Annotated in this window: 13 protein-coding genes; 3 read left to right on the top strand and 10 right to left on the bottom strand. The window is 38.5% G+C overall.

Translation table 11 applies throughout. From position 1 onward, the window contains the following. The first annotated feature begins 131 nt into the window (after nucleotides 1–131). Nucleotides 132–959, top strand: a complete 828-nt coding sequence (locus A3Q33_RS01745) for an SDR family oxidoreductase (RefSeq protein WP_081178289.1) — start codon at nucleotides 132–134, stop codon at nucleotides 957–959. Between the two features lie 206 nt (nucleotides 960–1,165). Here A3Q33_RS01745 and A3Q33_RS01740 read toward each other — a convergent pair whose 3' ends face one another. The 3 genes from A3Q33_RS01740 to A3Q33_RS01730 form a co-directional block, all read right to left on the bottom strand. Then, entirely contained in the window at nucleotides 1,166–3,445 is a 2,280-nt protein-coding gene (locus A3Q33_RS01740) for an FdhF/YdeP family oxidoreductase (protein WP_081178287.1), read from the bottom strand. A gap of 511 nt (nucleotides 3,446–3,956) precedes the next feature. Continuing rightward, on the bottom strand, nucleotides 3,957–4,694 hold the full coding sequence (locus tag A3Q33_RS01735; protein ID WP_081178285.1) for a DUF3726 domain-containing protein: 738 nt from the start codon (nucleotides 4,692–4,694) through the stop codon (nucleotides 3,957–3,959). A 10-nt stretch (nucleotides 4,695–4,704) separates the two neighbouring features. Beyond that, complete coding sequence (locus tag A3Q33_RS01730) at nucleotides 4,705–6,414, bottom strand: hypothetical protein (RefSeq protein WP_081178283.1); 1,710 nt, start codon at nucleotides 6,412–6,414, stop codon at nucleotides 4,705–4,707. 369 nt (nucleotides 6,415–6,783) lie between these two features. Here A3Q33_RS01730 and A3Q33_RS01725 point away from each other — a divergent pair, with 369 nt between their 5' ends. Beyond that, the gene (locus A3Q33_RS01725; protein ID WP_081178281.1) at nucleotides 6,784–6,966 is read left to right on the top strand and encodes a hypothetical protein; all 183 of its coding nucleotides are present in this window, start codon (nucleotides 6,784–6,786) and stop codon (nucleotides 6,964–6,966) included. A gap of 97 nt (nucleotides 6,967–7,063) precedes the next feature. Here the strand turns inward: A3Q33_RS01725 and A3Q33_RS01720 are convergent, their stop codons facing one another. The 5 genes from A3Q33_RS01720 to A3Q33_RS01705 all read right to left on the bottom strand — a co-directional run bounded on the left by A3Q33_RS01720 (nucleotide 7,064) and on the right by A3Q33_RS01705 (nucleotide 9,845). Continuing rightward, complete coding sequence (locus A3Q33_RS01720; RefSeq protein WP_081178279.1) at nucleotides 7,064–7,645, bottom strand: DinB family protein; 582 nt, start codon at nucleotides 7,643–7,645, stop codon at nucleotides 7,064–7,066. A gap of 128 nt (nucleotides 7,646–7,773) precedes the next feature. Beyond that, nucleotides 7,774–7,965 (bottom strand): DUF3185 family protein, encoded by a 192-nt coding sequence (locus tag A3Q33_RS01715; RefSeq protein ID WP_081178277.1) that lies wholly within the window; start codon nucleotides 7,963–7,965, stop codon nucleotides 7,774–7,776. Nucleotides 7,966–8,461: 496 nt separating this feature from the next. Next, nucleotides 8,462–8,806: a DUF3024 domain-containing protein gene (locus A3Q33_RS01710; RefSeq protein WP_196798031.1), complete on the bottom strand. Its 345-nt coding sequence runs from the start codon at nucleotides 8,804–8,806 to the stop codon at nucleotides 8,462–8,464. 163 nt (nucleotides 8,807–8,969) lie between these two features. After that, nucleotides 8,970–9,134, bottom strand: a complete 165-nt coding sequence (locus tag A3Q33_RS20715; protein WP_196798030.1) for a hypothetical protein — start codon at nucleotides 9,132–9,134, stop codon at nucleotides 8,970–8,972. Between the two features lie 168 nt (nucleotides 9,135–9,302). Beyond that, nucleotides 9,303–9,845 (bottom strand): DUF4287 domain-containing protein, encoded by a 543-nt coding sequence (locus A3Q33_RS01705; protein WP_081178273.1) that lies wholly within the window; start codon nucleotides 9,843–9,845, stop codon nucleotides 9,303–9,305. 333 nt (nucleotides 9,846–10,178) lie between these two features. On the opposite strand from A3Q33_RS01705, the gene A3Q33_RS01700 reads away from it, so the two are divergent. After that, nucleotides 10,179–11,195: an IS110 family RNA-guided transposase gene (locus A3Q33_RS01700; RefSeq protein WP_081178271.1), complete on the top strand. Its 1,017-nt coding sequence runs from the start codon at nucleotides 10,179–10,181 to the stop codon at nucleotides 11,193–11,195. A gap of 456 nt (nucleotides 11,196–11,651) precedes the next feature. On the opposite strand, the gene A3Q33_RS01690 is transcribed toward A3Q33_RS01700, so the two are convergent. Both A3Q33_RS01690 and A3Q33_RS01685 read right to left on the bottom strand, forming a co-directional pair. Beyond that, complete coding sequence (locus A3Q33_RS01690; RefSeq protein ID WP_081178269.1) at nucleotides 11,652–11,891, bottom strand: hypothetical protein; 240 nt, start codon at nucleotides 11,889–11,891, stop codon at nucleotides 11,652–11,654. Between the two features lie 256 nt (nucleotides 11,892–12,147). Beyond that, nucleotides 12,148–12,741: a class I SAM-dependent methyltransferase gene (locus A3Q33_RS01685; RefSeq protein WP_081178268.1), complete on the bottom strand. Its 594-nt coding sequence runs from the start codon at nucleotides 12,739–12,741 to the stop codon at nucleotides 12,148–12,150. Nucleotides 12,742–13,067 lie beyond the last annotated feature (326 nt).

Below are 13,067 nucleotides of genomic sequence, written 5' to 3'. Positions count from 1 at the left end.
GAGAGCTATCGAAAGATGAAATTACGTCACTATGATATTTAACTAATATTTTCATGTACTTTATTCGTACTAATGACTAACTTATTCAAGTAAGCTATTGTTTATCCGTTATTAATGCGTGTCACTACTTTATGTCAATAAAATCTATTTTAATTACCGGCTGCTCAAGCGGCATTGGTTTACATGCGGCTTTAACACTTTCTGCGCGCGGTTATCAAGTATTTGCTACGGCGCGAAAAGCACAAGATGTTGCCGACTTGCAAGCCAGAGGTTTAACCGCGTATCGGTTAGATCTCACTAAACCTGAAAGTATTTCCCAAGCTGTTACTCAAGTAATGGAGCAAACAGGTGGACGTTTAGATTACCTTTATAATAACGGCGCTTATGGTCAACCGGGGGCGTTGGAAGACTTACCTACCCAGGCTCTGCGAGAGCAGTTTGAAACCAATGTTTTTGGTTGGCACGAACTTACCAAGCAAATAATTCCGGTGATGAAACGTCAAGGCCATGGCCGCATTATCCAATGTAGTTCAGTGTTAGGTTTTGTTTCTATGGCGTATCGCGGCGCTTACAATGCCTCAAAATATGCCATTGAAGGTTTAACCGATACCTTAAGGTTAGAATTAAAAGACGCTAATATTACGGTGATTTTATTAGAGCCGGGGCCAATAAATACACAATTTAGAGCCAACGCTTTAGCGGCGATTAAAGCCCATATCGATATTGAAGCTAGCGATCATAAAGTACAATACCAACAACAAATTTCACGTTTAACCAGTGAGAAATCGAATGCGCCTTTTACCTTAGAGCCACTCGCTGTTACCCAAGCTTTGATTCATGCTTTAGAAAGTAAGCGGCCAAAATTGCGCTACCGTATAACGACTCCGACTAAACTCTTTGCCGTGTTGAAGCGATTATTGCCAACGCGTTGGTTGGACTATTTTCTCGCGAAAGGTTAATTGGTTAGGTATCATTTTTATAGCTTGAATTATAGGAATATACATTATAGGAATATTCATGTTGGAAACTATCGATTATTTTCAAAGGCAGACTTGTTTGACGTTTAATGCAGATTAAGTGGGTATGTTAACTATTCAATGCATCATCTTCGGAAAGTACAAGTGCGCCTATATTAGGCACACTCTGATATAACGCTTGCTAAGTACTATACTTTCTCGATAGAAACTGCGATTGATTTATAAGTCGGTGTACCGCAATTATCAGCGGTACTTTCTAACGGCACAAGCGGATTAGTTTCTGGATAATAGGCCGCTACACAGCCGGCAGGAATAGTATATTCAACCACTTTAAAGTCGGTGATCGAACGCACTATATTGTCGTTTGATACAGTGGTGATTTTAACTTTGTCACCATTGTTTAATTGCTGTTTCGCCATGTCATCAGCGTTGACAAATACTACACGACGTTCGCCATATATACCGCGGTAGCGATCGTCCATACCGTAAATTGAGGTGTTGTATTGGTCATGTGAACGTAGCGTTTGTAAAGTTAAAATAGGCTTGTCGGTAAACTCTTTAGCCACTTCGTGGGCCAACTTTTCTGGTAGTAGGGTATTTGAAAAGGTGGCTTTTAACGCTTTTGTTTTCCATTGGCGCTGCGCCGCTTTATTTTCTAAATGAAAACCTCTGCCAATTTTTATACGTTGGTTGTAATCAAAAAATTCTGGCAGTACTTTGCTAATATCTTCTCGTATTAAACCATAGTCGTTCTTTAGGTTAGTCCAATTAACAATCTGCTCACCCACTGAAGCTTTAGCTATGCCGGCAACAATGGCAGTTTCTGAACGTAAATGCGGTGATGCTGGCTCATTTTGGCCCGTTGAGCTATGCACCATACTCATAGAGTCTTCTACGGTAATGCATTGTTCTCCACTGGATTGGCTGTCAATTTCAGTACGGCCTAAGCAAGGAAAAATTATTGCCTGTTTACCCGTAATTACATGGCTGCGATTGAGTTTAGTGCTAATTTGCACGGTTAGGTCACATTGCTGTAAGGCTTGATAAGCTCGCGCTGTGTCGGGTGTTGCAGCGGCAAAGTTACCGCCTAGGGCGATAAACACTTTGGCTTTGCCTGACAACATAGCGTGTATTGATTCAACCGTATTTAGGCCATGATTACGTGGCGTTGTAAAAGCATAGTGACTATCTAAGGCATCAAGAAATTCCATTGACGGTTTTTCGTTAATCCCTACCGTGCGATTGCCTTGAACATTAGAATGGCCGCGAACAGGACAAGCGCCCGCGCCGGGTTTACCGATATTACCTCTGAGCAGTAACACATTTACCAATTCTTGAATGGTGGCAACCGAATGCTTGTGTTGGGTAATACCCATAGCCCACGTGAAAATGACTTTTTTGTTGCTGGCATAAATGTCGGTAATTTGTTCTATGTCTTGTCGGCTCAGTCCGCATTGGCTGATTATTTTTTCCCATGATGTGGCTTCAACACTGCTTTGATATGCCTCAATACCATGGCAATGTTCTGCAATAAAGTCGCTATCAAGTACGGTTTTATCTTGTTTAAATCGTTCGAATAATGACTTGGCGACACCACGCAAAATGGCCATGTCGCCACCCAATCGTGGGGTAAAGTAATATTGGCTAATATTGGTGCCAGTGAAAAGGATCATTTCTTTGGGACTTTGTGGATCTAAGAATTTCTGTAAGCCACGCTCTTGCAGATTGTTAATACTGACAATAGTTGCGCCGCGTTTACTGGCTTTTCGTAATGTACCCAACATACGTGGGTGATTAGTGCCGGGGTTTTGGCCAAAGACGAAAATAGCGTCAGCTTCGTCGAAATCTTCCATGGTCACTGTGCCTTTGCCTGTTCCTAAGCTGCTGGCCATGCCTATGCCTGAAGCTTCATGGCACATATTGGAACAATCAGGGAAATTATTGGTGCCTAACACGCGGCCAAATAATTGATACAAATAAGCCGCCTCATTGCTCGCTCGGCCTGAGGTATACAGTAGCGCCTCATCTGGTGATGCAAGGTTTTGAAGATTATCAGCGATAACGTTAAAGGCATCGTCCCAGCTTATAGCTTGATAATGGTCACTTTTGCCATCAAAAAACATCGGCTGAGTTAAACGGCCACTTTTTTCTAGGGAATGATCATCCCATTGTTTTAACTCGGTGATCGAGTGTTGTTGAAAGAATTCAACGTCAACCCTTTTGCTTGTCGCTTCCCATGCGATTGCTTTTACGCCATTTTCACAAAAATCAACTTTACCTGCGTCTGCTGAATCACCCCATGCACAGCCTGGGCAGTCAAAGCCGCCTGGTTGGTTGGCGCGTAATAACGCTTTAACGTTTTTAGCGGCATTTTCACTTTTAATCAAATGTTTAGCCGAGCTTTTCAGTGCTCCCCAACCGCCAGCGGGTGAAGAATATGCAGGAGATGTTTTTGTAGGTTTTGACATGTTAATTCTCTTTTATGCGAAACGTTTCACTGAACGAATGAAACATAACAGGGCTAGCCCTTTAAATGTGATGCCTAGCCAGAACTCGGCAGGTTGAACTTGTGTTACTAAATAATATGATTATAAGCTATCGGCCGAATAATATCTGACTTAATGGCGGCCAAGTTAGTGTTGAACGGCGATAATTTTGGCTGATAAATATAAAAAGGCGGAGCTGTATTTACCGTTGCTGGCGTTAAATTATTTCAGCAATACTAATAAGGTAGAGTTAGCCAAAATCAGGATGAAATCGCAGTTAAATCTTCATATGTGTACTGCTTCTTGTCAATGATTAATCGACGCAACTTACAATCAACAATGTCATATAACGGGTCGCTTATACTTACGCTCTTTTGCAATTTACCGTGATTTATATTATTTAGTTGTGTGTTTAGTTCCAGAGCCATGGGTTGCCGACAAATTTAATTTAAATTGTCGGCAACTTTAAATTGCCAGCAACAATGAGGGAAGGCTAACGTCCACCTGCATCTTTTTTCGATGCTGCGGTATTTTCAACTAAAACGCCTGCAGCGATACGATTAACTTCAGCCCACACTTCTGGTTCTATCTCTATACCATGTTCAACGGTGTGCTGTTTATTCTTCTCAATTTGTTCTGAGCTAATAAAGCGACTTGCACTACTTTGTAACGATGACGTTATATCAACACGTGAGCTACATATGATGGTTAAGGCTTGTTTGTCATTTGGGCTATTAGTAAGGTTTGTGGGGCCTTCACTATAACTAGGATAACGTTTGCCAGAACCAATAGCAGCGGTATGTTCGGTGACTTTTTTACTACCATTTTGCCAATAGGCAGCGGCGCTTATTCCACTACGACCACGGTCAGTTAAGGCTTTTAAAACAAACATACGATTATGACAATTATGCACGGTAACTGTAGCTATACCACTTTCTAAAGCTTTGGCGTGTGCTAAGTCAACGGCAGCAGCAATACAATTTAGCGCACTACGGTTATGTGCATCTATTGTTGCTGAAGTACTATCTTCGTAAATTACATTGCTTAACGGCTTATTTCGATCTTCGTATATATAGGGTAGGGCTTGCTTAAGCTCTTTTAGGCCATTTAATCCGTGTTTTTCAAGCCAAAGCACCATGTTGGCAGCGTCTTCATAATTACCAACAAAATAACCACTGGCTTCAAAACAACGACGTAAAGACGCTTTAAATTCGTTCATAGAAATATTCATTAGGCTTTCCTTATTGCTTAGGTGCTAGTGGCATAAACCAGTCATCGCTGAAGGCTTTGCCAATATCTTCGAGTAAAGGAGCACCTTGAAACATGGTGTTTCGAACCCATAAACGTGAACGAGGATCAAACTTACTGACACCAAAAAATGCCAGTTTTGCGCGTAATAAATGCATAGGTAGTACATCTTTATCGAGTAAGTTGGCTTGAATATCACCATATACACAGCGGTCCATGCCTTGAATTCGACGAACAATACCTCTGAGTTTCGGGTGTGCGACCATAAAGCGTGCCGTGGTGTGGTCGGGGTTTTCAGTAAAGTAAGCAACTAATTGGTTGTAGCATTTACGCACAGCATAACCAACACCAAGCGCCATTTGTTTCTTTTCACCTTCAATATCGGCAATGCTACCTAAGCGCGGCTCCATTTTTTCTTCAGAGCGATACCAGTACGTTTCACGCGCGCCTTCTTGTTCAAAATCTAATGCTAATGCCCAGTCATACTTATCTTCAATAATGCTTTTTAACTTTTGAATTGGCATGAGTGGATCTAAATCAAGTTGCTCGTCTGCACTGTGGAAATCTTCCAGTTCATCAACCAATTCTGGGTAAATTTCCAACATAATAGAAACCAACATTTCCTGACCTTGCAAAGAGCAATTTTGCTCACTGAATGCCACTATGCTGTCCCATGACTCAAAACCATTCTTAACACAGCCCTTAAGCGCAGCAAGGTCTTCAAGCATGGTAATATTGTTGTTAGTTTGCCAGTCATCTTCGGTTAATATTTGTTGGGTATGTAAACTACAGCGATTAATTAGCTCGTTAAACGCTTGTGACACTGTCTCAGTAATAGCCCCTAATACCCGAACACGCGCTAGCGCTAATTCACGCATTTCAACCCATTGATTGATCAATAAAGGATGATTAACCAAATAAGGCGCCATGCCTAAGCCGGTTGAATTCCCAATGCCAAAATAGCGTTTAATATCGTGGCGCATAGGTTGGTAAGTCTTTGGTGATTGATGACGAGCAATATGCTCAACCTGAAACAGACTGAAGTTTCTTAGCATTAAGCAAACAAACATTTCACCAGCAAAAGGTCGGGCAAAATCAGGATGTTTTTCTCGTATTTTCTCCCAATCAGCCATGCCGAGTTTACCACTGCCATAAACAGCCGTTGTACGGTATAAGTAGCCTACATCGGCAATTTTTTTAACATCAGGCTGTTGGCCATTAGCTAGCTGATCGACAACATAGTCGAAGTTTCGGGCACTTCGATTAGCACGCGACAGTACAAAAACACGAGAGTCAACGCGGCCTTCTTCTTGTTTCGGTACGTTTTGGCGCAGCATTTCAATATAATCGCTGTCTACTTTGCCTTCCACTAACGCCATGGTTAGATCCCACTTGGTGGCGATAACGCGATCGTTGCGCTCGTCAGGCGATAAGTAATCAGAAAACAGTACAAAACTAAAAACGCCATGTGGTGCGTTTATTTCGTACACAACCGTACCGTAGCCTTGATTATCAAGCTCTAATATACGCGCCTCAATTTGCCAGCGCTCTTTAAAAACTCTTCTTACTATGGTGCGCATAAAGCTTAAACGACTTTGGTGGAAAGCACCGAGTCGTTCTAAAGTCATCACTTGACTTGCCGCACGAAGCGGAAGGGCATTTTTCCCGCTTAGGGATGAGCGAATAGCCGCAACTGTTGTCATGTTATTAATCCTCTTTTACCTGTTAGCTGTTTGCATACGCACTGATTTTAGTTAGTTGAAACAGCACACAGACTTATGTTTGGTTTTCATTTCGGTGAACATATTGCTTACCTACTTTGAAATTGGCCATATCATTAGCTAAACAGGGGTAGGTATACAAATCAAAAAGCTCTATCGGCTGATAAGTAAAATTTATCGAGGCATATTTCATTATATTTATTAATACGTTAGTCGCAGCAGTTTTCATAGATAATTATTTCTTATCAAAAGATAGAAGTTATTGATTATGGCTTTTCAGTATCCTTTACTATCATGAGGTTATAAGTAAGTGTATATCAACATTTTATGAACATTAATTAAGAGGTCATTATGAATGCGTTAACTAGCCATAAACAAAGTCAGTATGTAACTAAAAGCACACCAGTCGCCAATATAAACACGACTAAAAATACCAGCGCTAACTATCAAGAGCAAATAAAGCCAGAGCGTAAATTACAAGAAGAAATCAATGGCGATGCGACCACATCAAGCTACGTAAGAGGTTATAATTAGCGGGCACTTTACAGTTTTGAATATACTTACAACGTTTGATTTCCCGGTTAATATTTTGATTTCGAAAGTAAGTCGTATAGCTAAAAAAGTGAGTTTATTATGATGACTTTGAAATAATGAGGGAGGTTAACTTCGTGCTAGCACGACTGCCTTCTGAAACAATAACCGGTAAATCCATACAGCCGTAATCGACACCAAATTGGCTTAACACGCAGGTCAATTGGCCGCGATGGTGTGTTTGGTGATTAAAAATATGTTGTGTTACATCCGCTACAACCTTCGTAATAGGCTCACCTTCAGTTGTTGTATAGCTAATAAGTCGATCACAATCCTCATCGGTCAAGTTTGTACAATATTGTATGATAAGCTCGTCAACCTGTGATCTTAAAAGCGCAAAGTCTGATAAATTACCGCAATAAATATCTTGTGGAGACCTAGGTGTTGGCCATGCTGATAATGTTTGAGGTGTTAGCCTAGCTACATGGTTTAACGCTAATCGGCCTAATAAAATTAAATCACCGAACAGAATGTGGTTCCAATAACTTATAATATTTGGAAAAAAAGAATGTGTTTCTTTTTCAATAAGCTCTTTTGATAACGTTAGGCAGTTAACCATTAACTGAGCGTTAATCCGTTGATTATATAAAGCCATCATTCTGAAATTTTTTACCAAACTCAATTTTTACTCCTTAGCGCTAATCGTATTATTTAGGTTTGCAGTACGGCTAAATAAAAGCGAAAAACCGTACGTTTTCCGCTTGATTGGCTTACATGAGAAAATAAGCGTCAGTTGATTTTAAAGTGATTTTATTTTAACTTTCTAATACCAACTAAAACAGCAATAATACCACCAACCATACCAGCCCATGCTTCAATTGGCGTATCACCACTTACTGCTCGAGTAACTTGCGAGCTTGCAGAATCATATATATTAAAGCCCCATAACGTTAAAGCTACACCGACAATAATAAGGACGATACCGATAATTTTATTATTCATTTTTTTACTCCAATTATTTTTAAAAATTATTATTTATGGATCTAATATTTAAACAAATACCAAGCGTAATTTAGTATTATACCAATTAAAATAAATAATCGATCATTTTAAGACGGTTTAAATCGTCAATAACTGCGTTGTTTTCAATCACACACGCCCGCTATTACTCGACAATTGCTCCTGCATTGTTCTACTTACGGGCATCCATGCCCTAATCAATCAAACGCCTTGCCTGCAGGGATGCAGGTACTTATGTTTAGTCTGGAACAATAAACATGTATTCTTGAACAATTTATCCTCGCTTAAAATTGGTCAATAACTTATTACATTTGGTATTAATTATCCGTAGATTACGATTTACTAAGCATAATTCATATCTATTTTTATTTATTCGTAATTTAAAATACATAAAATTTATCATAGAGTCGAACTATCGCAAAACGTGAAAGGAGCCTGGGTTAAAGTGTTGTTCGTCGGGAAAGTAATGAAGTGTAAATTAGCCCCAAAAGCATCCTTGTTGGTCTTCAGTAACTATATTCAATAATGGCTCTAAATGTTGATTAATACCGCCTGGCAAGTATTGCTGCCATTTCATATTTTGACGTCGCCAATATAACTTCCAAACTTTATCTTTTTTAACATACGTAAATTTGGCAATTAAGGTTTCTGTTTTTTTAGTTGGGTTATCCCATAGAGGTCGAACCTCAAGCAAAAATAAACTTTGCTGTTCCATTTTATAATCAATAAATACTAATTCACGAGGAATATTCTTATTTTTATTAGCACAGAAGTTTTTTGCTAATTTTTCTACCTTAAATAATTCAAATTCACTGATTGTCACAACAAAATCCTCAAAGTGCATAATGAGACGAAAAAATTTCGTTTAATATAAATTATCGCCATAAAAACAAGTGGTGTAAATATATTATTAATATGGATAAATCGACTACAGTGCATTACAGCAACACAGTTGTTTATGTCAGACGGGTGTATAAATAAGTTAACTATTGAGCGGCTGCCATTTTGAATAAAAATAATGTAAACAAAGCAATGAAAATAATGGCAACGATGACCATGATGGTTAATGTTTTAGATTGTCGCATTGAAACAATTAAGCCCTTTGCAGGAAGCAGCCCTAATGCCATTAATATGTTGTCGATAATACCCATTTTATGTCCTTATATTTTAATGTTCGTCGAACGTTACTGTAGAATAACGCGTTTTTTGTAAAATGCCTCATAAAGTAGGCGTGATACACGTAGTTGGCTAACATAAAAGCAGACAGTAAACTTAAAACTAAATGTACATTAACCCTGTTTGTATTTTTTATATTTTAACTATACCGATTTTTCATACGCCATTGATAGCCATTTAATAATGTCGGCATCAACATCAGAAATATTCTGCAGCTGTATTCTGTGGGTGCACATAGTCCCAAATGGCCCTGAGTTTTCTAAGCGGCCTTGTACTTCTACATCTGTTAGTTTTAAACCTAAATCTATTCTTGTTTTAGTTGCCGGTTTTATTAGCGCAAATTGTTTTTTTCTAATTAAACTAACACTTCCTTTTTTGGGCGTTATTACAACATCATTGCCAAAACTTGTGATTGTAGCAATGAGTAATTCATAAATGGGTTTAAGTGATTCTTTACCATTATATTGCGCTAAAACCAAATCATCCGCAGTTACATTATTCTCTTTGGATAAAGTGACTATGGTGTTGGCAAAACCGTGTGTTACCCCGTGTTCATCTTTTAAGTACTTTACTGCCATTGAATGTTTTTCGAAGCTTTTATCATGCAATATTTGTATCCACTCTTCTAGCTTCTTTCCTGTTTTTTCAGGCATATTATTAATCATTGATTGAAGTGCTTTATCCATATTGTTCACCTTTTATTTGAATATAACGAGTGGGTAGAATTACTGTTTTTTTAAACCCGAAGCGGCAGGGCTGACTAATACCAATTGAAATAAATAATCGATCATTTTAAGGCGGTTTAAATCGTCAATAACTGCGTTGTTTTCAATCCCACACGCCCGCTATTACTCGACAATTGCTCCTGCATTGTTCTACTTACGGGCATCCATGCCCTAATCAATCAAACGCCTTGCCTGCAGGGATAATGGTATGGACCCACTCCAACTTTATTTCCGGCCTCTTTAGGGCCAAAATGAAAGTGACAACAATCATTTATAAAAGCGGAGTGGATCAACATGAAGATTACTACAATCGGTTTAGACATTGCAAAATCAATTTTTCACATGTTCGCTGTGAATAAAAATGGGCGATTTGTAAAAAAGAAACAATTAAGAAGAAAACAAGTGTTGAGTTTCATGGCTACATTAGAGCCTTGCCTAATTGTAATGGAAGCTTGTGGCAGTGCGAACTACTGGGCTAGAAAATTTATTGAATTGGGGCACCAAGTAAAACTTATTGCGCCTCAATATGTAAAACCCTTCGTTAAAGGCAATAAAAATGATTATAACGATGCCGAAGGTATTGCAGAGGCAGCGCAACGCCCGACCATGAGGTTTGTGCCAATTAAATCGATAGAACAACAAGATATTCAAAACTTCCATCGACAACGTGAACGCATAAAGAAAGAACGTAAAGCATTAGCAAGTCAGGTACGAGGCTTGTTAGGAGAATATGGCATTGTCATCAATAAAGGTATTTCTGCAATTCGCAATGAACTGCCGGATATTTTAGAGGATGCGACAAATGAGTTAACGTATTTAAGTCGGGAGATATTTAATGAGTTATGGCTTGAATTTCAAGTCACAGAAGTGAAGTTTAAAGCGTGTGAAGTTCGCTTAAACACGATGAATAAAGAAAATGAAATATGTGTTCGCTTAGATGAAATATTAGGTATTGGAGCAATCACAGCTAGCGCTACTTATGCAGCTGCAGGAGATGGAAAAGACTTTGTAAATGGTCGACATTTTTCGGCATGGCTTGGGCTTGTTCCTGGGCAGCATTCAACGGGTGGAAAGGCCACCTTACTCGGTATAAGTAAACGCGGTAATAGTTATTTAAGAACACTATACATCCACGGGGCCCGGGCAGTATTAAGGCACAGTGAAAACAAAACTGACCGATTTAGTTTGTGGGCACAAGCGTTAAAATCCCGACGAGGACACAACAAAGCATGCGTTGCTGTGGCGAATAAAATAGCAAGAATGGCTTGGGTAATAATGGCGAAGGGGGAAAGTTATCGCCCGGCTATATAAATAAAGCTCAAAACTGAAGCAAGTTAGATTGGTTTCAGTGATGAGATAACAGTAAAACCCTTTTACTTCAGTTGCAAAAGATAAATTAATCGGATGGTAAGATAGTCAGACTGGCTTGCACAAAACCTGGTACCTGCATTGGCTAATAAAAAAGCCGGAGGGATGATGAGGAGTGTGAGCGCAAACAACCATCGGGGCCAGAAGGTAAAAATCCTTCATAAACAGGCCGGATATATGAGAGCAATGATTTTCTCTTACATAACGATTAAATGTCTTGCAAACGGAGTGGGTCCATATATGCAGGTACTTATGTTTAGTCTGGAACAATAAACATGTATTCTTGAACAATTTATCCTCGCTTAAAATTGGTCAATAACTTATTACATTTGGTATAAAAAAATTCAAAAAATATTAAGTTAAATAAAGGTTTTAAGCGCTCTGACCCTAAATAAGTATTTATGTTATTTTTTTTGGAGAGGCTGAGTACAACCATCTAAAAAAACTATTAAATGGGTAAAACAAAATAAAAATAATGATAATGCGTATTAGCATAGGAACAATATCAAATGAGCCAATAACAAAACTATAGTTTTTTGCAAAGTCATTCAGAATGATCCCAGTAAAGACACTAGCAAATATAACTGAGGTATAAGCAGCAAAACCAGGTCGTTTTTCCTTAACATTTGATTCAGACATCACTATTTCCATTTATGATAAAAAGCTAACGCTCTTATAGAATTACTCGTTTTATATATTAATTTTTAATCAAAATACTCTAACTGGATTATTTTCTATTAACAATTAAAAACCTTTACGTTTGGGTCTTTAAATTTTTACATTGTTAAGTGTTCGATGATGCTAAAGGTTGAACTAAAGCTGTAGTTTTTGGGCTGTAATATAATGTGGTGTTGAATTTTAAGCCCTAATGTAGCTTTTAAATTCAAAGGTATTGTTAGGGCTTTGCTGCGACGACAAACACGTGTCGCTCAGGATATTGATCAAGTTCTAAATGCAACAAATTTAAACCGTTATCTAATAGTAATTGAGCGTTAGCATTAATCCCAATAGAACTGTAATAGAACGTATCGTCAAGCCATTCGTCCATATTTTCACCTGTAGCATTACCCAATGTGTACATTAAAATGCCACCTGAACTTAGCAGTGAGCAAAGCTTACTAATCACCGAATGATGCTTATTAAGTGGTAAATGAAAAATACTGTCCCAAGCGTAAATAAAGTCAAATTTTTGTGCTGTTTCCCAAGAACAAATATCCTGAACGAGAAAGTAATCTTCGGGATGATTTTTTTGGGCTAAATGAACCATCTTTTCTGAGATGTCTAGACCGGTAATATTAAATCCTTTTTCTTTAAGAATTCGAATAAATCTGCCACCAGCACCGCAACCAACATCCAACGCTTGACCATGTTGTGCGCAGAAGTTTAGCGCAAGTTTAAATTGAACCACACCATAGTCGGAATCAGAATGATTCTGATGCCACCATTCGGCTATTTTATTGTACTTTTTCGCTAACTCAGCAGGTTGCATATGACTTGGGCTCTAACGAAACTGTAGAATTTACATTTCTGTAAATACAGTCATAAAAAATTAAATTAAAGTAAAGTATGCTTCAAATCACGATTATCGATGAATTTCGAAGCGCTTTAGCACCGGAAGTAGTGCTGTATTTAATTTAGCACACTAAAAAGTTCATGCTCAATTTTGTTTTTGAGTCATTATAAAGCTTCAACTCCACGTTAAGCGGCAACAGATAGTTGGCTAAAATTGTAGGCAGTGTGAAACAGCCAAATACTTTTTGTCTGTTTGTACGCCTTATGGCTTGACCATTCCACTAACTAAGCAGTTTACCTTGC

Source organism: Colwellia sp. PAMC 21821, assembly GCF_002077175.1.
In the GTDB taxonomy this organism is placed as follows: domain Bacteria; phylum Pseudomonadota; class Gammaproteobacteria; order Enterobacterales; family Alteromonadaceae; genus Cognaticolwellia.
The sequence above is the reverse complement of the archived record's forward strand: the minus strand, read 5'-3'. Positions and strand labels throughout refer to the sequence as shown.